Below are 25,007 nucleotides of genomic sequence, written 5' to 3' on the forward strand. Positions count from 1 at the left end.
TATTTCAAATTTCCGGACTATCGAGGATAAATCTTCTCTTATTTCTGTAAATCCGTGTCGCCCCGGTTTTCAGTACTTCCAGATACACATCCATGTTACTGGACTTTCCTTGTCCGTAAACAATGCTGTCCATGTTTTTCAATGCATCTGCCAAATCTTCATCCGGCATATTATCCATGATTTCACGAGTGGTATAGGTAGCAAAAGGTTTTTTTTCCAGCCTTTCCAGATAATTTTTCCAGACGATAATGGCCTTTTCAGCATCCTTGATATTGTTACGTTCCCGCGCATTCCGCATTAATCTGTTGAAGGAGCGCACATATTCCAAATGCCTTCTTTGTAATTTGATGAGCTGCCATTGTTTGTAAATATCCTGCCCAAAAACCCAGTAAATACTTCCCACAACTCCGATAATCAGAGCCACTGATCCTATGAGGATCGAAAAGTTGAACTGCCTGCTTAAAGGTAGTAGCTGTGTTTCCGCAATGAGGACTGGGTCTTGCTGGGTACTTAGAAAATTGCTTTTAACTAAGAAAACAGAATCGGGAGACGTAAAAACCGCCGTGCAGTCTTTTTTAAAAAATACATAGACCGGCAGTTTCAGTGATTGTACCCGAGAAACATCAAAGGATGCCAACTGGTATACGGCGCTATCCAAACTGCCGCGTTCGTCGGTACTGGAAACGAAACTTCTTTGGGAGATCAGCTCGAAAGGTGAAAAATTATAGGATGAGTCCGGAAAGAAGACTTCGGTCTCGGGCTTATGCCGGATGCTGAGTGAAAAATAAACCGGTTTACCTACCTCAATACTATCTGCCAGAAAAACGCCGGTAGGTTTGATACCCTGACCGAATGCATTGCCGGCCAACAGCGTGATTAAAATAAGCAAACGTTTTACGATATCCATTTTAAGATTGGGCAGAAGAACTTTTGGTATAACGCCTGACCTTGAACAAATGGATGAGTGCCGGTACATAATCTTCCTGCGTATTGATCGCAATGTAATCTGCCCGATTCTGATGGCAAAGTCGCCTGAGCTCCGTACTTCGGTTTTCGAACCGGCTGGACATTTCTTCGCGATATTGCTTTGACGAAGTGTTCACCCAAACCGTACTTTGCTTTTCGGCATCATAAAGGGGGATAATGCCCAATCCCGGCAAATTAACTTCCCTGGAATCGTATAAGTGAATGACGATCAGATCATGTTTGCGGGCCAGCGCTTTGAGGTTGTGGTGATAGTTTGTATCGATAAAATCCGAGATCAGAAATACCAGGCTTCGGCGTTTTACAACATTTAATGTTACAAGAATCGCCTCGGCAATGTTCGTTTTAGACGATTCAGGGACTAGCTTATATAACTCTGAAATCAATCCATAGCCATGTTTCATTCCATCGGAAGGCCGGATGTAGCGTTCGCTGCGGTCAGAAAAACAAAGTAACCCAACCCGGGAAGCTTCCTGAATGGCTGATAATGTCAATACCCCGCAAATCTCTTTGGCTATATCAATTTTTAGTCTTTTCAATTCGCCAACCTGCTGCGACGCACTCACATCGAGCATGAAGAATGCGGTCTGCTCCTTATCTTCCTTAAATATTTTTACGAAAGTGCCGTGTCCTTTTGCCGAAGTATTCCAGTCAATAGCCCGCACATCGTCACCGTATTGATAAAGCCGCAGGTCGTCGAACTCCAATCCCGAACCTTTGAAAACCGAATGGAAATTCCCCTGCCGCTCACTCGTAACTGCTTTTCGCATACGGATTTCATATTTCCGAAGTTTGCCCAAGAACTGCTCAAACATAAGTTTTGCAAAAAAAATTAGCACCTTTGTTACCAGGTGTATCTAAACAAAGATATACATTTTGAAACTTAAGCGGCGTCGAGACATGAATTTCCGGAACGGAATAATCCCCTTTCTGATCCTTAATTTACTGTTTTCCAGTTGTTCGGAAGATGAGAAACCGCCGCAGGGTACTTTTACGGAAGAACAAATGGCAACCATTTTAACCGACATTCACCTCGCCGAATCCAGGGTTAACCGGTTACAATTGAGATCACTTGACTCGTCATTAATGATTTTTAACAAACTCAAAAGTGACATCTGGAAGAAAAACAAGGTCGATACGCTGGCTTACCGGGAAAGCTATAACTATTACATGTCGCGGCCGGAGATCATGACGCGCATTTATGAAAAAGTAACCAAGAAGATTGAGATTCGGGAGAAAAATAATAATATTAAGCTGTAATTTTAATGTTATACCCCTCTTTTTCACACATTTAACTTTAACCCATCATTCCCTGTGAACAATTGTATTGTAGTTATACCAACCTACAACGAGATTGAAAATATTGACGCAATCATCCGAAAAGTATTCAGTCTGAATCATCCGTTCGATGTATTAATCATCGACGACGGATCTCCCGATGGGACTGCTGGTATTGTAAAAGATTTGATGAAGGAGTTTCAGGGAAATCTTCATTTGGTTGAAAGAAAAGGCAAACTTGGTCTTGGTACTGCCTACATTCATGGGTTTAAATGGGCGCTGGAACGGGGATATGAATATATTTTTGAAATGGACGCTGACTTCTCGCACCCGCCGGAAGATCTGATCCGACTTTACAAGGCCTGCGCCATCGATGGTCACGACGCCGCCATCGGCTCACGTTACATTACGGGTGTCAATGTCGTTAACTGGCCCATTAACCGGGTGTTAATGTCTTATTTTGCAGGCTACTACGTGCGAATGATCACTGGAATGCAAATCATGGACCCTACCGCAGGTTTCATTTGCTATACCGCCAAAGTGTTGAGGACCATCAATCTGGACAACATACGTTTTATCGGTTATGCATTTCAGATTGAGATGAAATTCAACTCATGGAAGTACGGATTCAGCATTGTTGAAGTACCGATCATTTTTACCGACCGCACCAAAGGTGCATCCAAAATGTCGCGGGGAATCTTTAAAGAGGCGATACTTGGCGTGATTAGTTTGAAGGTCAATAGCTTCTTTAAAACCTATATTCCTAAGCCCTGAGCTCCGAAATAGCAAGCCAGCTCATTAATCCGGTCGATATTTCCAATGAACTTTCGTCGACGTCGAATGTAGGTGTATGAACGCCTGAAACGATTCCTCTCGCTTCATTTCGGGTACCCAGCCGATAAAAACAGGAATCTACTACCTGCGAGTAAAAAGCAAAATCTTCGCCTGCCATCCATAAATCCAGGTCGATTACATTTTCCGCGCCCATATAGCCGGTAGCTGCGGTACGCACTCTTCTTGTCAGTTCAGGATGGTTTTTGAGAAACGGATATCCTTTTACAATATCAAAATCACAGCTGCCTCCCATTGCCTCCGCAATGTTTTCAGCCATTTTTTTCATTCTTTTCAATCCATCTTCACGCCATTCCTCGTCCATGCAGCGCCATGTTCCCTGAATGGTCACTTCATTTGGGATCACATTGGTGACACCGTCCGCAATGAATCTTCCGAAAGACAAAACGGCAGGATTGGCGGGATTTCGGTTCCGGCTGATGATCTGCTGTAATGCAACGATAATATGAGAAGCCATTAAAACCGGATCAATGAGCTGATGCGGCGCCGCCGCGTGTCCACCCTTTCCTTTTACGGTCAGGTAAAGTTCGTCGGTGCTGGCCATATACATTCCCTCGCGAAAGCCGATTTTACCGGTAGGGATATTCGGTGCCACATGCTGACCGATCATGCTGGCAGGTCGGGGATTTTCCAGAACACCTTCTTTGATCATCAAAGATGCGCCGCCTGGTGCCTTCTCCTCGGCAGGCTGGAAAACCAGTTTAATCGTTCCTTCGAATTCTTCTTTCAGTTGATTCAAAATCCGCGCAGAACCAAGTAACGACGATGTGTGCACATCGTGCCCGCATGCATGCATCACACCAGGAACAGTCGATTTATAAGGAACATCATTTGCTTCAAAAATGGGCAATGCGTCCATATCCGCGCGAAGACCTACTACCCTTTTCTCCGGATTTCTGCCTTCAATGATCGCAACAACACCAGTTCCGGCAACTCCTTCTTCCGGCTGTAAGCCAATGGATTGAAGCTCGGCCGCGACATATTTTGCCGTTTTAAACTCTTCGAATGACAATTCAGGGTTACTGTGCAAATGACGGCGATGAGCTATGATATCTGCGGACTGTTCTTTGGCGAGCGCCTTGATCTTTTCCTGAAGCTGGGACATATTGAACTGAACTTTTTCTCTTTACAAACAATCTGGTGTTACAAAACGCTCAAAGGTAAGCATAAATAGGTAGACGTTTGGCAGTGACATTTTCGCTTTCCATTTGCTAAGAAGCATATTTGCATTGGGTAATGTTCCGAAGAAAAAAGTAATTTTGACCAGATATGAATCAATCAGCACAGCACAAATGAATCAAAAGGAGTTTTTAGAATCGTTGGTTTGTCCGATTAATGGAACCCCGTTAACAATAGCTGAAGACGGTAAAATACTTACAAGTGAGGACGGTACTGTTTACGAAGTGGGTGACACAGGCATTGTTAATTTGCTATATCCCAAGGAATTGCTTCCCGAGGATGCCCGCGAGCAATACTTGTACGATCAGGCTTTTTTGAGATATGACAAAGGTGTTTCCTGGGTTTTTGAAACGCTGAACCATTCAGACGAAGCGGCTACCCGAAAATTCTTTATTGATTTAATGGAGCTGAAACCGGGTATGAAAGCATTGGAAGTTGGTGCCGGAACGGGGAAAGATTCTGCATTGATATTAGACAAGGTAAGACCGGGCGGTACTGCGGTACTCTCTGATCTTTCACCAAATATGCTCAAACTGGCTCAGGAAAAGCTATCTGCCGAAGACATTAACGTGCATTACTTCCTCGGAAATGGTTCTTATCTGCCTTTCCCCGATGATACATTTGACGCAGTATTCCATTTTGGCGGAATTAATACCTTTTCAGAGCGTAAAAGAGCATTTGACGAACTTACCCGCGTCGTGCGACCAGGAGGAAAGGTGGTTGTAGGAGATGAAAGTGTGGCGCCGTGGTTACGGACCACGCCAACTTATGCTACATTATTAAAAGCCAACCCATTATTCCGGGCCGAGGTGCCGCTGGAAGATGTTCCTGCCAATATCGAGAATTTCAAATTGCATTATGTGTTTGGTAATGCGTTTTATGTAATGGAATACAGGGTTACTGCAAAGGCACCGGAAGTAGACATCGACCTGCCGATTCCGGGTAAGGATTTCGTTGACAACTGGCGGTTACGTGCCGAAAAAGCGGTCGACTAAGTTTACGCTTTTGTTCACTAATTAATGGTAATGATTCATGTGGGTTAAAAAAGGAGTTATATATAAGCCGGACGGAAGTTTGCCACACAGCCTTTCGCACGCTCAGGTTCCATTCGCTTACAAGCATAAAGATTTTCTTCGTATCTATTTTTCGTCCCGGGATGCCAATGGCCAATCGCGTCCGACCTTCCTGGACGTGGATTATGACGATCCCCAAAAGATCCTTTATATCCATGATAAGCCTATTTTAGAACTAGGGGGACCGGGTGAATACGACGAAACCGGCGCAATGCCTTCCTGGTTTGTAAACCGTCCGAATGGAGACATCTGGCTTTATTACACAGGCTGGAACCGCACCTGGAATTCGTATCGACTTTCAATGGGCCTGGCTGTAAGTACAGACGGAGGTCTGTCATTTAAAAAAATGTTTGCGGGCCCGATCATGGACCGCAGCATTGAAAACCCGCTCTGGGCTGCCCAGCCCTCAGTATTGATCGATGACGATGGTACCTGGCGGATGTGGTATATTTCAGGCCACAAATGCGAGTACATTCACGATTATCCCGAACCTTACTACCGCGGACAATCGGCTACTTCCAAAGATGGCATCCGATGGGAAATCAGCGATATTCCTACACTTGATTTTGACGATTTCCTTCACGCAGTGGGACGTCCGAGTGTTTTCAAGGAAGACGATATTTACAAAATGTACTATTCCTACCGTCACACCCGCGACTATCGTACCGACCGGAATCAAAGCTATCGCCTGGGTTATGCTGAATCGAAAGACGGCACAAACTGGGAGCGAAAAGACAACCTGGTAGGAATTGCGAAGTCAGACAATCCGGAAGATTTCGATTATCAAATGATTGATTACGCTAATTTTTATCAGCATAATGGTAAAAAATACCTGCTCTATAATGGAAACGGATTTGGCGCGGCAGGATTTGCATATGCAGTCTGGGAGGATTAATACTTAAACATCACACAGCGAAATGAGTACACTTCGGGAACAGTTCAACAATCAGGGTTACGTTCTTTTGAGAGGTTTTCTCGATAAAGACATAGTCAATGGAATATACAGAGAAGCGAGAGAGATTTTTAATGCACAGATCAAGCGAGTTACCGGGAAATCGGTTGACATTGATGATCGGGATGCCTTTGAAAATGCGATGTTTGAGTTCTTCGAAAAAGACTTTAATGCATTTGTAAATACCGGTAAAACGGTCCAGCATACCTTTTCACTTCACAGGCTTGGGCTTGATCCTCAGATCGAAGGTCTTTTAAAAGAAGTTGGCTTATCCAACCCGATCATTGGCGCGCGGGCAGCCATGCAGTTTAACAGTCGTTTTCTATCAAAAGACGGCAGCAAACACTGGAAACTCGATGCGCATCAGGATTGGCGGACAGGTCAGGGTTCACTCGATAGCGCGGTAATCTGGTTTCCAATGGTAGATGCCGGGGCAGATATCGGTGCATTGCAGGTGATTCCGGGCAGTCATAAGACGGGTCTACGTGAATCCTCAACTTCTGGCTATCAGGGTGGCATTACCTCCTCGTTGCAGGATACGGATTTTGTTCAGACTGAATTTCAGGTCGGAGATATCCTTATTTTTTCCGCTTTCCTGATCCACCAGTCTGGTAACAACATCACCAACAACATTCGTTGGTCGGTGCAGTTGAGATACAACAATCTCGACGAACCTACATTCATCGAGCGCGGCTATCCGATGGCTTATATTTATAAGCCTGAAACGGAGTTGGTTACGCCAGATTTTCCTAGTGTGGACCAGTTGAAGGAAGTTTTTAGTTAATCAATGAAAGTTTCTGTCTGCGTTCCTACTTACAATCATGAAAAGTATATTGCTCAAATGCTCGAAGGCGCATTGATGCAACAGACGGATTTTCCTTTTGAAATTGTGATCGGTGACGACGCCTCCACGGATTCGTCACCGACTATTATTCAGAAATATTCAGACAATAACCCCGGGCGCATTCGCGCCTTTTTGCATTCAGAAAATCAGGGGCCAAAAGAACCGAGAGAATTTGCCGGCCGAAACAATGTATTACAGCTCCTGAAAGCTTGTAAAGGAGAATACGTAGCACTTTGTGAGGGCGATGACTACTGGACCGATCCATTAAAACTTCAAAAGCAGGTCGATTTTCTCGATAACAATCCTGACTTTTCCATGTGTCACCACAATATGCTGGTGACTTACGAAGACGGTTCTCCCGAACATTTCTTTAATAAACCTGATCAAAAACGAATCTCTACCATTGAAGATCTTTTGGAAGACAAATGGTTTATGGCAACGGCCAGCTGGTTATACCGAAACCATTTTCTAAACCATGATTTCGCAGAATGGCATTCCAAAGCCGCAGCTGGCGATTGGGCGATTATGCTCCAAATCGCCGCGCAGGGTAAGCTGGGATACATTCCCGAAACGATGGGTGTATACCGAAAACATAGTGCGGGTTTGAGCAATATTCACACTCATACGAATCAAAATTTTTTAGCCAACCGGAAACAAATGTTTGAGAATGTAGATGAATGGCTTGATTATAAATATACCGACACCATTCAGAAAACAGTGGCGCGCTATGATGAACAGTTATCAGCATTCGGAAAAATTGGCAGTTCGAATTAATAATCTTTAATTTGTACTGTTTTCAACATTCCACATTATATGAAGTTAAGCATCGTAATACCAGCTTATAACGAAGAAGAATCGATCACGGACACGCTGGTGTCACTGCACGGCACATTGAATAAGTACAATATCCCGCACGAGATATGTGTTACCAACGACAATTCAAAGGATGGTACACTGCGGGTTTTGGACGAGCTTTCTTTACAGATCCCGACACTTGTTTATTATACCAACCCCGGCCCGAATGGTTTCGGTTACGCAGTCCGTTACGGATTGGAACGGTTCAAAGGCGACTGCGTTGCAGTTTTTATGGCCGATATGTCCGATGACCCTGAAGATCTTGCTAAGTATTATTTCAAAATGCTGGAAGGTGACTACGATTGCGTTTTCGGCTCCCGTTGGGAAAAAGGAGGAAAGGTGATCGATTATCCCGCTTTGAAAAAGGTTATCAACCGCGTTGCTAACTTCATTGTGCGGATTTTGATGGGTATCAAATACAATGATACCACCAATGCATTTAAGCTGTATAAACGAGAAACCATTGAAGGTATCAAACCTTTTTTGTCCCCACACTTCAACCTCACGATTGAACTTCCATTAAAAGCAATGGTTCGCGGCTACAATTATGCCGTGGTTCCAAACAGCTGGACAAATCGAAAATATGGCGTTTCCAAGCTAAAAATAAAGGAAATGGGAAGCCGGTACTTTTTTATCCTCATGTACTGCCTCATCGAAAAGTACTTCTCGCAAGGTGACTTTATGAAGAAAACGGTCGCTCCAAAGAAAGAAGTCAGCAGATAAATTTATTCAATCCAGTCCTGGATGAAATGCACTTTGTGGGCAATGTAAGAAATGCCTAGTCCCCAGATAATTGCGCTGATCGCCATCCACAAGAAAATGGAGCCACGTGGTACCTTAAATGCGACAGCGAGTATAGGTCCGAAAAGGGGTGTAAATAATGGTGGCGTAAGAAATGCGATGCCGATTATCCCAAATTTTCTCCAGATGTTAACCGCGATGCGATTCGTTCTGGTAAACTTTTTAGGCTTGGACTTTCTGTATCTCTTAATCAATGCTTGAATTCCGCTTCCTACATACGTCAGCAGCAGAACGCTAAACATCATACCTATCGCGGAGCAAATGGCGGTTTCTATCCAGGTTAGTTTAAGAATTACGCCGGTAATGGGCCCTCCGAAAAATTTAAGCGTACTTGCAAGTGCAACGGACAAGTATTTAAGAAAGATGGTTTTCATTTATACTTTTACCTGGATCAATTCGGAAGCAAAACGTCTTGTGGCCTCGTTTGTTTGAACATAATCAAAATAGGATGGATTCCCAACATATTCGATTTTGGCGAGGCTTTCAACAATAACGTCTGAAATGTCCAGAAATCCAATCTTGTCGTGTAGGAATGCCTCAACAGCAATTTCATTTGCCGCATTTACGATACAAGCTGCGTTTCCTTTTTTTTCCAAAGCCTCGTATGCAATCGCAAGGTTTCTGAAAGTTTCCAGATCCGGTTTCTCGAAAGTGAGGCAAGGATAATCTGTGAAATTTAAACGCGGAAATGCAGATTTAAGGCGGAAAGGATAATGTAATGCATATTGAATCGGCAGTTTCATATCAGGCAATCCCATTTGTGCTTTAACGCTGCCGTCTTCAAACTGTACCATCGAATGAATAATGCTCTGGGGATGGACGATAACATCAATTTGTGAGGCTTGCAGATCAAATAACCATTTTGCTTCGATCACTTCAAGACCTTTGTTCATCAACGTAGCCGAGTCGATCGTGATCTTCGCGCCCATACTCCAGTTCGGGTGTTTCAAAGCCTGTTGTTTGGTAACATTGGCCAGGAAAGCATGATCTTTCCCCCTGAAAGGTCCACCGGATGCAGTCAGGATGATTTTCTCAATGGGATTGTTTTCTTCACCTGCCAGGCATTGGAATATCGCGGAATGCTCTGAATCCACGGGATAAATCTTTACTCCGAATTGTTTTGCCAAACTTGTAATCAGCTCTCCGGCAACCACCAGCGTTTCTTTATTTGCCAGCGCGATGTCTTTTCCTGCTTTAATGGCATGTATCGTTGGCAGTAGTCCCGCGTAACCAACCATGGCGGTCAGGACAATATCGATATTTTCTTTCTCGACAACGGAAACGAGCGCCCCGGCACCGGAATACACTTTTATATTAAATGAGGATAATGCTGCCTTTACTTTTTCGAAATGCGCATGATTACAAATTACGACTTCTTCAGGTCTGAACTTCACTGCCTGTTCGATCAGCAGATCGGCATTTTCTCCCGCAGTAAGTACGGATATAGAAAACACTTCCGGATTTGCTTCAATCACTTCGAGAGCCTGCGTCCCGATTGAACCGGTTGACCCTAAAATCGCTACATTCTTTTTCATCTTACAATCTCTGTTCTGGATCAGTTGTTACGACCGGTTTATTTTAGTCAGCTCATCTGCGATTTTACGATCATTGGATAATCTGGGTACTTTATTCTGGCCTCCCAACTTACCGTTTGCACGCATATAGTCAATAAATGAATTTCTGCGCAATGGCGACAGCCGTAGTTGCCGCAAGATATTTCCTTGAATGAGATCCTGATAGTACACATTCAATTCGGTAAGCCGTTTGTCAAGATCTGCCGCGAATTGTTCCGGGTTAGCAGGCTTATTCGCAAATTCAATCAGCCATTCGTGGTAAGGAAGTCCGCCGTCCGCCGAACTTACCATTGGTGCAACCGTAAATTCTACGACTTCTACCTCCGGATGACGTTCCATTGCATAACGCAATGATTTTTCGATTTCTTCTCCGATCACATGTTCGCCAAATGCAGAAATGAAATGCTTAATCCTGCCTGTTACCAGTATCTTATATGGATTTACAGAAACAAATTTTACGGTGTCACCGAGCGAGTAACCCCATAATCCCGCATTATTATTGATAATCACAGCATAATTACGTCCAACCTCTACTTCCCCGATCGATAACCGTTTTGGATTTTCGTCAAAAAAATGTTCGACAGGTATAAATTCATAGAAAATACCGGTGTCCAGGAGAAGCAGCAGCGCGTCATCATCCTGCGCATTCTGATAGGCGAGAAAACCTTCCGAGGCTGGATAGAGCTCAATGGAATCAATACGTTTTCCAATTGATTCGAATAATTTCGACTTGTAGGGTTCAAAATTGACACCGCCATAAATGAACAAAGAAAAGTCAGGAAAAACGTCTTTGATCTTCTTGCCGGTGCGCTCGATGATTCTGTCAAAATACATCTGAACCCACGGTGGAATACCGGAAATCAGCGACATCGGCTGATCAATTGTTTCATCAATGATCTTGTCGAGCTTAGTTTCCCAATCTTCCATGCAATTGGTATCGTAGCTCGGCATTTGATTGGCCCGGAGATATCCGGGCACATGATGGTTGGAAATACCTGACAACCGGCCTGTCAGTACCCCACCGGTCTCTGTCAGTATCGGGCTTCCTGAAAGAAAAATGAGTTTTTTATCCAGAAATGACGCTTTCCTGGTCTCATCGATATACGTCAAAATGGCATTGCGTGCCGAGTCGATGTGGTTGGAAATGGAATCCTTTGAAATAGGAATGTATTTGGTACCGGAAGTGGTACCGGAGGTTTTGGCGAAGTACAAAGGTTTACCTGGCCAAAGGATGTCATGTTCTCCTTCTTTGATCCTTGAAATATAACTTTTCAAATCTTCGTAATCACTTACCGGAACCGCTTCTTTGAAATCCTGGTAGGTATGAATGTCACGAAAAAAATGGTCTTTCCCGAACTGGGTTCCGGCTGCCTTTCTGACCAGCTCTGACCTCCATTTGTCCTGCACTTCGATGCTTCGTGCGATCCAATCTTTTTGCTGTTGAACGATGTACCGAGCCAGCGGCTGACTAAAAAGTGCTCTGATTCCCATAGTAAAACAAAGGTACACAGGTTTTGTAATTTCTACGCTCCGCGACCCTCAGAGCGTCCTTTTTGAGCGTTAAACAGGCATAAGCCGAAATTTTTTAAATGCCTTTGTTTGTGGGTAATAATCTGTAATTTTGCCAACCTGAAATCAAAGGGAGCGCAAATTTTAACAAATTATATGGGATTGTTTGATTTTTTGACTAGCGATATAGCGATTGATTTGGGTACTGCAAATACGTTGATCATTCATAAAGATACAGTAGTAGTTGACGAGCCATCCATCATTGCGATGGACAAAACAACCGGAAAAGTTTTGGCGATTGGCCACACGGCCATGCAAATGCACGAAAAGACGAATGAAAATATAAAGACGATCCGACCACTAAAAGATGGTGTGATTGCCGACTTCACAGCTGCCGAAATGATGATCCGGGGGATGATCAAAATGATCGATACCGGCAGTCGTTTTTTCACGCCTTCACACCGAATGGTGGTTTGTATTCCTTCGGGAATTACGGAGGTTGAAAAACGTGCCGTGAAGGATTCTTGCGAGCATGCAGGCGCCAAGGAAGTGTATATGGTGCATGAGCCGATCGCAGCTGCGATCGGTATCGGAATCGACATTACCCAGCCAAATGGCGTTATGATCGTCGACATTGGCGGAGGTACTACTGAAATCGCCGTAATTGCTTTGTCAGGTATCGTTTGCGAGCAATCTGTACGGATCGCAGGTGATGTATTTACCCGCGACATCGTTGATTATATGCGTCGTGAGCACAATTTGTTGATCGGGGAGCGTTCGGCTGAGTTGATTAAAATGGCCATTGGTTCGGCTTCGCCCGAACTGGAAGTCCCTCTCGATGATTATCAGATACGGGGACGTGATTTGATGACTGGTATTCCAAAAGAAATCCGGGTTACGTATAGTGAGATAGCGTACTCTCTCGACAAGTCTATTTCGAAAATTGAGGAAGGTGTCATGAAAGCCTTGGAAATCTCTCCTCCTGAGCTTTCGGCGGACATTTTCAAAAACGGGATCTACCTTACCGGTGGAGGTGCGCTCATTCACGGACTGGACAGACGCATTGCCCAGAAAACGAAATTACCTGTACACATCGCCGATGATCCATTAAAGGCAGTTGTGAAAGGAACCGGCGAAGTCCTCAAAAATCTTGAATTATACAAGCCCGTACTGATTTCATAGTAGCGGGCCGTTAACAGTTCATCAATCAGCATGAACATTGTAACCCATGCTCCAACTAGTTGATTTCGTTGTTAGGAATCGTTTTTTTCTGGTTTTTGTATTGCTGGAAGTGCTCAGTGTCTGGCTTATTGTGCGCAGCAACAGTTACTGGGGCGCAACTTATTTCAATACTTCCAATTATTACGTTGCCAAAACACTGGCGTTTTCTAATTCAGCCAGAGAGTTTACAAAACTTGACGAGATCAATTATGATCTTGCAAACGAGAATGCCCGGCTTCATGCCATGTTGACTGCAATTAATCAAAAGAAACCGGTTGATTCCCCAACAGGCTACATTCCCGACTCTGCATTCGCATCGCGTTTTGTATATACAGTCGCAAAGGTTGTGGACAATGAGACAAACAAACCAAACAATGTACTTACCATTGATAAAGGCATCGCAGACGGCATAAAACCGGGTATGGGAGTCATCTCTGCGACCGGTGTCGTTGGTAAGGTGCGGTTCTGTTCCACCAACTATTCAGTGATTACTTCCATTCTGCATTCGCAGTTTATGGTATCTTCTAAATTGGTGAGAAGCAAGGAGATCGGCTATGCAAAGTGGCCTGGCAAGGATCCAAATTTGGTAGATCTGATTGATGTTTCAAAGTACACCAAGATTTTCAAAGGCGACTCCGCAGTGACTTCCGATCAGAATTCTGTTTTTCCGCCGGGTATCATGGTTGGCCGGGTTGAAAGCGTTACTGTACATCCAAATCAAACCTTTTATAATATCACGCTACGTCTAGCGACCGATTTCAGGAACCTCTCTTATGTTTATGTGGTACAAAATCAACAACTTGGGGAGCAGGAAAATCTTAAAAGTCGTATAGTAGAAACCCGCCGATGAGTTTACGAGAAGCAATACAATATTCCCTGATGATCCTGCTCTATTTATTTTTGCAGATCTTCTTCATGCGCAATATTGTTTTATTCAATTACGCATTCTGTTTCATCTACATTGCCGGTATTTTACTGCTTCCAGCGGATATTGACAGACTATACCTTTTGCTGATTGCATTTGGGATCGGGTTCACGGTGGATGTATTCTCCAACACCTTTGGAATGCATGCCTCTGCGACCGTACTCATCGCTTACCTCCGCCCGTTCCTAATTCATTATCAAATGAAGTCCAAAGGAGCCGAGAGAGCCGAAGTCGGCATCCGGGCACAGGGACTGGGTGCATTTCTGTTTTATCTGTTCCCACTGGTCCTTCTTCATCACTCGATGTTGTTTTTCATGGAGATGAATCATTTTGGAATGATCCTTTATACGCTCATCCGAATTGGCGCGAGCACATTATTCACGACCCTTCTTATTATCCTGCTGGAACTTTTTTCAAAGCGTTAATCTGACATTTTGGCGCAAACTCAAATTGGCTCGAAATTTGATGTAGATACATTAAATTTCCATTTCCGATGACTGTTTTCAGTCAGTTTCAAAAGTTCGGCAATTTTAATTTTATCGTGACGCAATGGCTGTTAGTTAGCTTCAAATGGCCATTCATCAATTTTTAATTTGTACGATTTGGAGCTGTTATTAATCTTTGTAAATTCAGCATTCCTATGTTAGTTGCCATGTCAGAAACACTCACGACTAATGAATACACGGATGATCTTCGCTATGAGGTATTTAACCGTGAGTTCATGCCTCACATTGACTCCATGTATAACTTCGCCTTTCGTCTTACTATGGACGAGGACGATGCAAATGACCTGGTTCAAGACACATACTTAAAGGCTTTTCGTTTTATTTCCTCATTTGAGCAGGGTACCAATGCAAAAGCCTGGTTGTTCCGGATACTTAAGAACAGCTTTATAAATGATTACCGCAAGAAAAGCAAAGAACCTTCCAAAGTTGACTATCAGGAGGTAGAAACTACCTATAATTCTGAGGAAGCTTCCGATACGACTTACACTGTCGATCTACGCGCCGATGCGGTACAAGAGTTGATCGGCGATGAAGTCGCCAATGCATTAAATGCGCTACCAGTTGATTTCCGTACGGTAATCATCCTTTGTGATATTGAAGGATTTACATATGAGGAAATGGCTAAAATTCTCGATATTCCGATCGGTACGGTAAGGTCCCGTTTGCACCGTGCACGTAACTTATTGAAGGAAAAACTTAAGAGTTATGCAAGTTCAATGGGATATGATTCGTAGGTTGTGAAACTTTTTTTGCAACCTATTCGGTTATAGGGTACAACTGTACTTATCTTCCATTTTTCTTATTTCATTTTAAATAATGAATGCATCAATTACGACGCCTTCTGTTACAGACGGTGCCCAAAACCAAATGATGAAGCATACCTGTGAGCACCATGCAGAGTGCATGAAGATTATTCAGGCGATCCTGGATGACGAGGCGAGTGAAGCTGAAAAGGATCATTTCCGTGAAAACATGGATAAATGTATCCCGTGTATCGAGGCATATCGTCTGGAGAAATGCATCAAAGACTCCCTCAACCTGAAAGTCGAAAAGAAACCGTGCCCCCAAAGCATACTCGATAAGATCATATCAAAAATCAACAGTTAATCTGTTCGTGTGAAAGGTAAGCTTATTATATTTTCTGCCCCCTCCGGTTCCGGAAAAACTACAATCGTAAGACATTTATTAAAAAAATTTCCTGGTCTTCTGGCCTTCTCGGTTTCGGCATCAACACGTGAGCGCCGTGACCATGAGATTGAAGGAAAAGACTATTACTTTTTAGCAAAAAGAGATTTCCGTGAGCGGATCGCTAATAATGAATTCGCAGAGTGGGAAGAAGTTTATGCTGGAAATTACTATGGTACGTTCAAGACAGAAATAGAACGGCTCTGGGCTGAGGGCAGGCATGTTCTGTTCGATGTAGATGTGAAGGGGGGATTAAAACTAAAAGAAATTTATCGGGAAAAAGCGTTGGCTATTTTCGTGAAGGTTTCGTCGGAAAAAGAGATTATCCGTAGACTCAGCGAGCGGGGTACTGAAACTGAAAAGTCGCTGGAAACCCGTTTGGGAAAGGTGCGATACGAACTTAGTTTCGAAGATAAGTTTGACATTACGCTTGTCAATGACGATCTCGAAGAAACACTGCAAAAAGCCGAAGAAATCGTGATGGATTTTACTGCTATCTGATAATGAAAATAGGCCTGTTTTTTGGATCCTTTAATCCCATCCACATTGGCCATTTAATTATTGCCAACACGATGGCCACTACGACAGATCTTGAACAGGTATGGTTTGTTGTCAGCCCACAAAATCCATTTAAGAAAAATAGCAGTTTGCTTCATGAATTTGACCGGTACGACCTGGTGGAGCGCGCCATTTCAGAGAATGCATTGCTGAAAGCGACGGATGTTGAATTCCATATGCCAAAGCCCAGTTATACGATTGATACGCTGATCCGGATTCAGGAAAAATTTCCGCAGCATGAGTTTAAGCTGATCATGGGTGAAGATAACCTGGCCCAGTTTCCAAACTGGAAGAATTTCGAACGCATTTTAGAGTACACAGGCCTATATGTTTACCCGCGCCCAAATTCTAAATCACACATTTTCACCAATCACCCCGCAGTAAAATTTGTGGAAGCTCCATTGCTGGATATTTCTGCAACGTTTTTAAGAACTTGTCTTAAAAAAGGCCAATCCATACGATATATGGTACCTGAGGCTGTCGAACAACTTATCAGGATCAAGAAGTTTTATCAATGATTATATAGGTCTTTCCTGAAAGGTAATTTCTGAGAGCAACCCCACCGCATTGAATTTTAAAACAACTTTGGCTGCATTAGACTTAGCCTTAATGTCCTCGCATTGCGGTCCTGGCTCCAAAAAATACACATAGTATTTTACATTCCTTTCACCGAGCTGGTGTATATCGGGCCTACCCAGAAGTTTCCCAACATCATCCGCAAATTTCCCTTTCAGCTCATCCTGAACTGCTTTGAAATCTTTTTGTAAGTTTGATCGAACATCGTTGCAGCCGCCGCGGTCAGATCGCCACTTTTTTAAATCCAGGGAACCTAGCTTATCGGGAGGCGAGGAGCAGGATACAGCTACGCCGATAAACATTCCAATGGCGAACCGATTAACTATCTTAAACATCTAATGAATGAAATCTGCTATCGAATTGAAAAACGAATCTAAGGATATAATTCAAAGAGGAAAAAATATTTTAGCTGCGGTCCGCATTTCGATGACGACCGTTGTTTTATTTCTGATTACCCTTGGAAGCATTGCAACAGCCTCTGGTCAGGTGAATTTCACTCAGCCTATTGATGGGACTGAGTGCTCCAATCAGTTCTTCAAGGCATTGCTCGAGAAAGATGCGAAAGCAATCTCAAACCTTGTTACGAACGATTTTACAGTTGCCGGTTTTCAGGGAAGAACCATAAACGGTCAGATGTTGACACAGGCAATATTCGATGGATATATAGTAGTAGACTCTGGAATGTTGTCCGGGACAAATACGCGTACGTATCGGGATGTCACGGTTGTTTCGGGGCTATGGGAAGTGCAGGCAAAAATTGAAAACAACCGTTTTCACGGAGAATTATCTTATCTCTCTGTTTGTGTAAAGTCAGGTGGGCAATGGAAGGTTGTAGCTGTGCAGCTTAGTCCGGTTCAATGATTACAGTTCCATGTCAGCCCACATGCGTGAAGCCATTTTCTCCACCATATTTATAATTCCTTGCAATGCACCAAAAATAATACACAAAGGCAAAATGACTGGAAGGAAGATGAACCATTGTAATGCCATCGTGAAATTAAATCTTTTGAAAATGGGCGCCTTCATAACGATATAGGTTAACAAGTATGGAGTTTAGTTTTCCAAGATATGCAAATTATTTCTAGGCAACAAAAAATAGAACCCGAATTGTTCCTATAATGTTGAAAATATCAATAAATAATATAACTATTCCTTATTAAAATGTCGCCTGATTCATGTCGCTTTTCGAGCTTATTCTGAAATACCCGGGCCTCTAATATATTTTTTGTTTATTTGTTATAGTAAAGTTAATTGCAGTCACCCACATGCCGTCGATCGATATCATCCATTTATTACCTGACGCGATAGCCAATCAAATCGCCGCCGGAGAAGTCGTTCAGCGGCCAGCGTCGGTCGTGAAAGAACTCCTGGAAAACGCGATTGACGCCAAGGCAACCCACGTTCAGGTTATTCTTCGGGAGGCTGGAAGGACATTGATTCAGATTATTGATGATGGTTCCGGCATGTCCGAAACGGACGCGCGGATGTCGTTTGAAAGGCACGCTACTTCGAAAATCAGAAAGTCGGAGGATTTGTTTCAGATCAGAACAATGGGTTTCAGAGGAGAGGCTTTGGCATCAATCGCTGCCGTCGCCCAGGTAGAGTTGCGGACGAGACAGGAAAAGGAAGAACTAGGCACCCTGATTCGCATTGACGGTTCTGAAATTAAGACTCAGGAGGCCATTGCCACTTTGAAAGGAACAAATCTGTCAGTTAAGAATTTGTTTTTTAATGTGCCGGCGCGTCGAAATTTCCTAAAGTCTAATTCGGTGGAAATGCGGCACGTACTCGATGAATTTCAGCGCGTTGCACTGTCACATCCGGAGGTCAGTTTTACATTGCATCACAACGATACCGAAGTTTTTAATCTCCAACCGGGAAAACTAGTTCGTAGAATCATCGACATTTACGGAAAAAGCTATCGGGAGCAGCTGGCTTTTTGTCAGGAGGATACGTCTTACATTAATGTCCGCGGCTACATTGGAAAACCTGAATTCGCCAGAAAAACGCGGGGAGAACAATTCTTCTTTGTCAACGACCGATTCATTAAGCATAGCTACCTTCATCATGCGGTAATCAGTGCATTTGATGGTACCATCCAGGAGGGTAGCCACCCATTTTATGTGCTGTTCATTGAAATTGATCCATCGCATATCGATATCAACATTCACCCAACGAAGACCGAAATCAAATTTGATGATGAGAAATCGGTTTATGCGATTGTGATGGCGGCTGTAAAAAAAGCTGTGGGTGTATATAACCTGTCCCAATCCATTGATTTTGATGACAATATAAATTTCTTAAATCCTCCACCGTCTGAACAAAATCACAATCTGATTCCAAGGACGGTCATGCCTGATTGGGCCGCACAATCCAAAAAAAGCGAAAATGGGCCTTCACGGTCTAACCTTACCAATTGGAGTAAACTTTTTGAGGGTTTACAAAATTCTGAGGATCGGAGCCGCGAACTTGCAGCATTCGAAATCGGCAGCACTACGGTTTCCAGGCCGATATATCAGGAGCAGTCAAAGACGGTTGCCAGTAAAATTAATAGAATGGCATCTGAGGTAATCGCGGCTCCCGAAAGTGATGCGGTCCTTTTTCAATTACATAACAGGTACATCCTGTCACAAGTCAAGGATGGCATCATGCTCATTGACCAGAAAGCGGCCTATGAGCGTATTCTTTATGAGAGGTACCGCAAAATGTTGATCAACCGGAACGGTGCATGTCAGCAACTTTTGTTTCCCAAACGGATCCGTTTAACACATTCGGATATGCAGCTTGTGCATGAAACGAAAAAGGAGATTCATAGCCTTGGATTCGAATTTGACGAATTTGGCGCAAATGAGTTGATTATTCGCGGGATACCAGCTGACTTACCGGAAGAAAGTGAGCAGGACCTGTTTGAGGAACTTGTAGAACAGTTGAAGCAAAGCTATTCTGATTTGAAATTGAACAAGCCCGAAAGCTTGTCACGCTCATTGGCAAGACGGTTTTCTGTGAGATATGCCGTTAAGCTTTCATTCGTAGAAATACACACGTTATTGGACCAGCTTTTTGCGTCTTCGGATCCAAACCGCACTCCGGGCGGAGAAGCCATTATTGTGCTGCTAACCATGGATAAGCTCACCAGTATTTTCAAAGGATAGAAAAAACAAACGAAGTAATTATTGAAGATTCATTTGATTGATCAAAGCATATGTTAGCCATTACCCCTACCGTCAGGAACTTGCTCATTCTCAATATACTTTTTTACCTGGTTGATTCAAGCATCCTTAATCTGAGTAATGGATTTGCCCTCAGGTCTTTATTGTCACCTTACTTTATGCCGTATCAATTTGTGACGTACATGTTCCTGCATGGGAGTTTAGGTCACTTGTTCAGCAATATGTTTGGTCTTTTCATGTTTGGACCACTTCTTGAGCGGATGTGGGGGCCAAAGAAATTCCTTTTCTTCTACTTTTTCACAGGCATTGGAGCTGGTCTCTTATTTTCTGGAATCGATTATTTCGAAAATAGTCAAGTGCGTCAGGCTGTTGAGATATTTACTCAAAACCCTACACCTGACGGGCTCGTTGATTTTATGAGCAAGCATGCAAAAGGAATTTATGAATCCAGCCTTGATTTTTTGAATAAGTTTGAAGAAAATCCGGGCAATTCCAGTTATATTCAGGATAGCATAAGTTTTGTTAATGCGTATTATGAGAGGTTGATTAATACCCCAATGGTCGGAGCTTCCGGAGCAATTTTCGGCATTCTAATGGCGTTTGGATTATTATTCCCTAATACTGAGCTTTTTCTTTTGTTTGTTCCATTTCCTATAAAGGCGAAATACTTTGTTGCCTTTTATGGCATTTACGAATTGTACTCAGGATTTAAAAATGCTCAGTCGGACAATGTCGCGCACTTTGCGCACATAGGAGGAATGCTATTTGCATATATTTTGTTGCGTTACTGGGGTACGCAAAAAACAAATTTCTATTGACGAGATGAGCAATATTGTTGACGACGTAAAAAGGGAGTTCGCGAAATCGGAGAATGCGCTGGTAAAGATCATTTTAATAAATACTGCGATATTTCTTACTCTGCTGATTTTAAAGATTATCCTGACACTTTCACAGTCGTCTAATATATATGCTGCTGTGATCAACACCCTGCAATTACCTGCGGCTACTACGGAATTCCTGTATAAGCCCTGGACCTTAATTACGTATTTTTTTACACACGACGACATCTTCCATATTTTGTTCAACATGCTTTTCCTTTATTGGTTTGGGAAGCTTGTAGACGAATATTTAGGAGCAAAAAGGGTCATTGCCTTGTATATGCTGGGAGGTATTGCAGGAGGTTTGATATACATTGTGTTATACAACGTTCTACCCTACTTCCAGGCGCATATTGCAGGATCCAGAATGCTTGGAGCATCTGCTGCCGCTTTTTCTGTCGCAGTGGGTGCGTCGACGCTGCTTCCAAACTATACTTTTAACCTTATTTTTCTAGGTCCGATCCGTATCAAGTTTATAGCTTTGTTTTATATCATATTATCCCTTGCGCAAACTGTTGGCCCAAACGCAGGCGGTAATCTGGCACATTTGGGAGGGGCTTTTATTGGCTATTTTTTCATCAAGCTGTTGCAAAGTGGGACTGATCTTGGAAAACCTATATATGCAGTAATGTCAGGCTGGTCTAGGTTATTCAGAAAGAGACCTTCATTACAAGTAACCTATCGTGAGCGCCAGGTATATAGGAGTTCAAGTGTATATTCAGCATCTGCGTCCGGAACTGTTGAAATGCCTGATCAAATGGAAATTGATTCCATTCTTGACAAAATTTCGAAGTCCGGATATGAGAGTCTTACAAAAGAAGAGAAGCAAAAGTTATTTAAGGCAAGCCAGCAAAAATAATCAGACTTAGGACGTATTTAGTTAATTTTGTTCATTTATAAAAGCAACTGTTTGCTTTGACCTGATTTCAACGCCTGCCAATATGCTTATAACTCCTGGAAAATTATTAGCTAAAATTGATTCTCCCGAGGATTTACGAAAACTGGATAGTTCCCAACTTCCACAAGTTTGTAATGAGCTCCGTCAATTTATCATAGATAATGTATCGGTATATGGAGGTCATTTTGGTGCTAGTCTTGGAGTCGTAGAATTGAGTGTTGCACTTCATTACGTCTTTAACACACCCGATGATCAATTGATTTGGGATGTAGGTCATCAGGCTTACGGACATAAGATCCTCACCGGAAGACGAGATAATTTTCGCTCTAACCGCACATACGGAGGACTTTCAGGATTTCCTAAAAGAAAAGAGAGCATTTATGATGCTTTTGGTGTCGGCCACTCTTCGACATCGATCTCAGCTGCGCTTGGAATGGCCGTAGCGTCTGCACTAGAAAAAAACTTCTCCCGCCAGCATATTGCAATTATTGGAGACGGCGCCATGACCGCTGGAATGGCGTTCGAGGGGATGAACCACGCCGGGGCGACAGATTCAAATCTGTTAATTATCCTCAATGATAATTGCATGGCGATCGATCCTAATGTTGGAGCTTTAAAGGAATATTTGACCGACATAACGACATCACAGACCTACAATAAGTTTAGAGATGAAGTATGGAACATGCTCGGGAAAATGAGCAATTTCGGAAAAAGTGCGCAGGAGATTGTATCAAAAGTTGAGAGTGTGATGAAGACTGCTATTCTTCGTCAAAGCAATTTATTTGAATCACTTGGATTAAGATATTTTGGCCCCATTGATGGCAATGATATAAGTCATCTTACGGAGGTATTAAAAGATTTAAAGAATATCCCTGGTCCTAAAATTTTGCATTGCCTTACTGTAAAAGGAAAAGGATATGGCCCGGCAGAAAAGGATCAGACTAAGTGGCATGCGCCGGGCGTTTTCGACAAGATTACAGGGGAGATACAAAAGAAGGAATATACCACACCACAAGCTCCAAAATATCAGGATGTGTTTGGCCTTACTATTTTAGAATTGGCTAAAAAGAATCCAAAAATAGTAGGTATTACTCCGGCAATGCCTTCGGGTTCATCTTTAAACCTTATGATGGCAGCAATGCCAGAAAGGGCTTTTGACGTTGGAATTGCGGAACAACATGCGGTTACTTTTTCCGCTGGTATGGCCACAAGAGGTGACATTGTATTTTGCAACATCTATTCCACCTTCATGCAGCGTGCCTATGACCAGGTTATTCATGACGTTTGCATTCAAGAGTTACCTGTTATTTTTTGTTTGGATAGAGCTGGCTTGGTTGGAGCAGATGGTCCAACACATCATGGAGTGTATGATATAGCTTATATGCGCTGCATTCCTAATATGGTAGTCGCTTCTCCGATGAATGAGCAGGAACTACGAAATATGATGTATACGGGCCAGGGAGATGCTTTCCAGTCTGGAAAGAATTCTCTTACCATCCGCTATCCGCGAGGTTCAGGTGTCATGCCTGACTGGAAAAAGGAATTCGAAGAAATAAAAATTGGCACTGGAAGGAAAATTAAAGAGGGGACTGAGTTAGCTATTTTATCATTTGGCCCCTTGGGTAATTTTGCAAAATCGGCTTGTGAGGAATTGGAAAAAGTAGGAATATCCGTAGGCCTATATGACATGCGGTTCGCAAAGCCCCTGGATGAGCTTCTATTACACGAGATATGTTCTAGGTATAACAAGATAATCACCTTGGAAGATGGGTGTTTACAAGGCGGTTTTGGTAGTGCTGTACTTGAATTTATTGCTGATAACGGTTACTCTCTAACCATAAAACGGCTCGGCATTCCTGATTCAATAGTTGAACACGGAGAACCTCAGGAGTTATACCATGAATGTGGAATAGATGTGTTAGGTATTGTTGGTTCAATAAAAAACATGTTAAATTCGGATATAATGTCCCCAGCCTTACGGTTTTGATGTTTTTCTAGTGTCAGTCGTCTGGAGTTAAACTGATTATTCAATTTATAGAAATTGCAATCTCCGATCCAGGGTATGGACGTTGCATTAAAACACTTCATTAGCGTTTAGGATAAACGACAGACGTTGTGAGGCTCGGCAGATCCTGTGGCTGGTTACTGAAGCCTTCGCACGTCATTTCACCAGTTCAAAGCTTGTTTCTAACTGGTCTGTTCCGAAAAGTTTCCTACTATCATCCGTTTCCGGTTGCAGAGTTCGCCCTCTAAATTAACTTTTCGCGCCATCAGCAATCGATAGATAAAGCGCACCTGTTAAGGGTCACGTCAAGATCACCTACCACCGCATTTATGCTTCCTAACGTAATCATGTGTTTTTAGCCTTGGGGAGTTGGACGAACTCATTCGCACAGCACTTTAGCCGAAGTCCAGAAGAACTACCATGTCACCAGGGAAGACTGACACCATTACGGCGTAACATTCATTATATAGGTAAGTGGGTGGCAATCATTCAGAGGCGTTAGTGCTTCTGTTATAAAAGAAAATTTAGGATGTCTAGATAGTGCGTCGATAGACCTGGTAACGATTTGAATGAATCAAGGCCGCAATCTTCCACATCATTATGCCATAAGGCCAGCTTTTGAAGGCTTGTTCCCTGTTTTAACAGTTCGAAAAATAGTCATTAATCCTGTCGCTAACTGAGAGGCATGATTAATGAGCGAGTAACGCTTGAAGAGTAGCCGTGACGCTGGACTTGCGAGGCAGTCCATTTATCATGATGCTTGAATAGCAAATACCTGCTCTTAACTAACAGTTGTTTAAGTAAATCACCGTTACCAAGAATTTCAGGATGGTTCTTTCTTCCAGCTAAATATGTAGGCCAGGGATCGCTTCAACGGTCTTGGAAAGCTCAAAATATTCGAGGATATCCATGGGGCAATAGGAACGTATTAAGCTTGGTAAGATTCTTGCAATGTATCTAAGTTAATTCACCGCAAAACAAATACTTTTTTAATCTCCCCTAACTTTTCGGACTAATCCTATAAACCCTGTCTTTTGGATTTACTTTGTCTTCGCTGGATATTTTTATAAGCAAAAAAAGACCATCTTTTTGGGATGGTCTTATGGTTGATATTGTGGCGACTACCTACTTTACCAGGTTTGATCCAAGTATCATCGGCGGTCCGGGGCTTAACTTCTCTGTTC

At 42.9% G+C, this 25,007-nt stretch carries 27 protein-coding genes; 19 read left to right on the top strand and 8 right to left on the bottom strand.

Translation table 11 applies throughout. The features are described from left to right. Positions 1-4: 4 nt before the first annotated feature. Together LZG72_RS08865 and LZG72_RS08870 are read right to left on the bottom strand one after the other, a co-directional pair. Entirely contained in the window at positions 5-907 is a 903-nt protein-coding gene (locus LZG72_RS08865; RefSeq protein ID WP_233870388.1) for a hypothetical protein, read from the bottom strand. 1 nt (position 908) lies between these two features. Beyond that, positions 909-1,799, bottom strand: coding sequence for a DUF58 domain-containing protein (locus tag LZG72_RS08870; protein ID WP_233870391.1), 891 nt, complete (start codon positions 1,797-1,799; stop codon positions 909-911). A gap of 85 nt (positions 1,800-1,884) precedes the next feature. Here LZG72_RS08870 and LZG72_RS08875 point away from each other — a divergent pair, with 85 nt between their 5' ends. Then, positions 1,885-2,244 (top strand): DUF4296 domain-containing protein, encoded by a 360-nt coding sequence (locus LZG72_RS08875; protein ID WP_255700977.1) that lies wholly within the window; start codon positions 1,885-1,887, stop codon positions 2,242-2,244. Positions 2,245-2,298: 54 nt separating this feature from the next. Continuing rightward, the gene (locus tag LZG72_RS08880; RefSeq protein WP_233870397.1) at positions 2,299-3,036 is read left to right on the top strand and encodes a polyprenol monophosphomannose synthase; all 738 of its coding nucleotides are present in this window, start codon (positions 2,299-2,301) and stop codon (positions 3,034-3,036) included. Here the strand turns inward: LZG72_RS08880 and LZG72_RS08885 are convergent. Beyond that, entirely contained in the window at positions 3,026-4,219 is a 1,194-nt protein-coding gene (locus LZG72_RS08885) for a M20 family metallopeptidase (protein WP_233870400.1), read from the bottom strand. The two genes, LZG72_RS08880 and LZG72_RS08885, sit on opposite strands and share 11 nt — an antisense overlap. Positions 4,220-4,406: 187 nt before the next feature. On the opposite strand from LZG72_RS08885, the gene LZG72_RS08890 reads away from it, so the two are divergent. The 5 genes from LZG72_RS08890 to LZG72_RS08910 are packed head-to-tail and all read left to right on the top strand — an operon-like array spanning position 4,407 to position 8,740. Next, a complete protein-coding gene (locus tag LZG72_RS08890) occupies positions 4,407-5,288 on the top strand; it encodes a class I SAM-dependent methyltransferase (protein WP_233870403.1) in 882 nt (293 codons plus the stop codon). Positions 5,289-5,325: 37 nt separating this feature from the next. After that, positions 5,326-6,261, top strand: coding sequence for a hypothetical protein (locus LZG72_RS08895; RefSeq protein WP_233870406.1), 936 nt, complete (start codon positions 5,326-5,328; stop codon positions 6,259-6,261). 22 nt (positions 6,262-6,283) lie between these two features. Further along, positions 6,284-7,102, top strand: coding sequence for a phytanoyl-CoA dioxygenase family protein (locus tag LZG72_RS08900; RefSeq protein ID WP_233870408.1), 819 nt, complete (start codon positions 6,284-6,286; stop codon positions 7,100-7,102). A 3-nt stretch (positions 7,103-7,105) separates the two neighbouring features. Beyond that, entirely contained in the window at positions 7,106-7,936 is an 831-nt protein-coding gene (locus LZG72_RS08905; RefSeq protein ID WP_233870412.1) for a glycosyltransferase, read from the top strand. A gap of 39 nt (positions 7,937-7,975) precedes the next feature. Next, positions 7,976-8,740, top strand: coding sequence for a glycosyltransferase family 2 protein (locus LZG72_RS08910; RefSeq protein ID WP_233870415.1), 765 nt, complete (start codon positions 7,976-7,978; stop codon positions 8,738-8,740). A gap of 2 nt (positions 8,741-8,742) precedes the next feature. On the opposite strand, the gene LZG72_RS08915 is transcribed toward LZG72_RS08910, so the two are convergent. The 3 genes from LZG72_RS08915 to LZG72_RS08925 are packed head-to-tail and all read right to left on the bottom strand — an operon-like array spanning position 8,743 to position 11,883. After that, complete coding sequence (locus tag LZG72_RS08915) at positions 8,743-9,192, bottom strand: hypothetical protein (RefSeq protein ID WP_233870419.1); 450 nt, start codon at positions 9,190-9,192, stop codon at positions 8,743-8,745. Next, positions 9,193-10,353, bottom strand: coding sequence for a 1-deoxy-D-xylulose-5-phosphate reductoisomerase (locus LZG72_RS08920; RefSeq protein WP_233870422.1), 1,161 nt, complete (start codon positions 10,351-10,353; stop codon positions 9,193-9,195). It lies immediately after the preceding gene. Positions 10,354-10,380: 27 nt separating this feature from the next. Then, positions 10,381-11,883: a GH3 auxin-responsive promoter family protein gene (locus tag LZG72_RS08925; protein ID WP_233870426.1), complete on the bottom strand. Its 1,503-nt coding sequence runs from the start codon at positions 11,881-11,883 to the stop codon at positions 10,381-10,383. Positions 11,884-12,057: 174 nt separating this feature from the next. Between LZG72_RS08925 and LZG72_RS08930 the strand changes: the two genes are divergently transcribed. The 7 genes from LZG72_RS08930 to nadD all read left to right on the top strand — a co-directional run bounded on the left by LZG72_RS08930 (position 12,058) and on the right by nadD (position 16,814). Further along, positions 12,058-13,083, top strand: coding sequence for a rod shape-determining protein (locus LZG72_RS08930; RefSeq protein ID WP_015813280.1), 1,026 nt, complete (start codon positions 12,058-12,060; stop codon positions 13,081-13,083). 46 nt (positions 13,084-13,129) lie between these two features. Continuing rightward, positions 13,130-13,972, top strand: coding sequence for a rod shape-determining protein MreC (gene mreC, locus LZG72_RS08935; RefSeq protein WP_233870429.1), 843 nt, complete (start codon positions 13,130-13,132; stop codon positions 13,970-13,972). Then, a complete protein-coding gene (locus LZG72_RS08940; RefSeq protein ID WP_233870432.1) occupies positions 13,969-14,472 on the top strand; it encodes a hypothetical protein in 504 nt (167 codons plus the stop codon). Before mreC ends, LZG72_RS08940 begins: the two co-directional genes overlap by 4 nt. A gap of 227 nt (positions 14,473-14,699) precedes the next feature. Beyond that, the gene (locus tag LZG72_RS08945) at positions 14,700-15,287 is read left to right on the top strand and encodes a sigma-70 family RNA polymerase sigma factor (protein WP_026629637.1); all 588 of its coding nucleotides are present in this window, start codon (positions 14,700-14,702) and stop codon (positions 15,285-15,287) included. 82 nt (positions 15,288-15,369) lie between these two features. Further along, the gene (locus tag LZG72_RS08950) at positions 15,370-15,660 is read left to right on the top strand and encodes a phosphohydrolase (RefSeq protein ID WP_233870435.1); all 291 of its coding nucleotides are present in this window, start codon (positions 15,370-15,372) and stop codon (positions 15,658-15,660) included. A 9-nt stretch (positions 15,661-15,669) separates the two neighbouring features. Then, positions 15,670-16,239 carry a guanylate kinase gene (gmk, locus tag LZG72_RS08955; protein WP_233870438.1) on the top strand — a complete coding sequence of 190 codons (570 nt, stop codon included), beginning with the start codon at positions 15,670-15,672 and terminating at the stop codon, positions 16,237-16,239. 2 nt (positions 16,240-16,241) lie between these two features. Next, on the top strand, positions 16,242-16,814 hold the full coding sequence (gene nadD, locus LZG72_RS08960; RefSeq protein ID WP_233870441.1) for a nicotinate (nicotinamide) nucleotide adenylyltransferase: 573 nt from the start codon (positions 16,242-16,244) through the stop codon (positions 16,812-16,814). Here nadD and LZG72_RS08965 read toward each other — a convergent pair whose 3' ends face one another. After that, positions 16,815-17,207 (bottom strand): hypothetical protein, encoded by a 393-nt coding sequence (locus LZG72_RS08965; RefSeq protein ID WP_233870444.1) that lies wholly within the window; start codon positions 17,205-17,207, stop codon positions 16,815-16,817. A gap of 7 nt (positions 17,208-17,214) precedes the next feature. On the opposite strand from LZG72_RS08965, the gene LZG72_RS08970 reads away from it, so the two are divergent. Beyond that, complete coding sequence (locus LZG72_RS08970; RefSeq protein WP_233870447.1) at positions 17,215-17,733, top strand: nuclear transport factor 2 family protein; 519 nt, start codon at positions 17,215-17,217, stop codon at positions 17,731-17,733. Here LZG72_RS08970 and LZG72_RS08975 read toward each other — a convergent pair whose 3' ends face one another. Then, the gene (locus LZG72_RS08975) at positions 17,734-17,898 is read right to left on the bottom strand and encodes a hypothetical protein (RefSeq protein WP_233870450.1); all 165 of its coding nucleotides are present in this window, start codon (positions 17,896-17,898) and stop codon (positions 17,734-17,736) included. Positions 17,899-18,137: 239 nt separating this feature from the next. Between LZG72_RS08975 and mutL the strand changes: the two genes are divergently transcribed. The 4 genes from mutL (at position 18,138) to dxs (ending at position 23,805) form a co-directional block, all read left to right on the top strand. After that, positions 18,138-20,024 (top strand): DNA mismatch repair endonuclease MutL, encoded by a 1,887-nt coding sequence (gene mutL, locus LZG72_RS08980; RefSeq protein WP_233870453.1) that lies wholly within the window; start codon positions 18,138-18,140, stop codon positions 20,022-20,024. A 50-nt stretch (positions 20,025-20,074) separates the two neighbouring features. After that, on the top strand, positions 20,075-20,860 hold the full coding sequence (locus tag LZG72_RS08985; protein WP_233870456.1) for a rhomboid family intramembrane serine protease: 786 nt from the start codon (positions 20,075-20,077) through the stop codon (positions 20,858-20,860). A 4-nt stretch (positions 20,861-20,864) separates the two neighbouring features. Beyond that, positions 20,865-21,779, top strand: a complete 915-nt coding sequence (locus tag LZG72_RS08990) for a rhomboid family intramembrane serine protease (RefSeq protein ID WP_233870459.1) — start codon at positions 20,865-20,867, stop codon at positions 21,777-21,779. Between the two features lie 82 nt (positions 21,780-21,861). Next, positions 21,862-23,805, top strand: coding sequence for a 1-deoxy-D-xylulose-5-phosphate synthase (gene dxs / locus LZG72_RS08995; protein ID WP_233870461.1), 1,944 nt, complete (start codon positions 21,862-21,864; stop codon positions 23,803-23,805). The last annotated feature ends 1,202 nt before the right edge of the window (positions 23,806-25,007 follow it).

The sequence above is a fragment of the Dyadobacter sp. CY323 genome (assembly GCF_021390245.1).
Lineage (GTDB): Bacteria > Bacteroidota > Bacteroidia > Cytophagales > Spirosomataceae > Dyadobacter.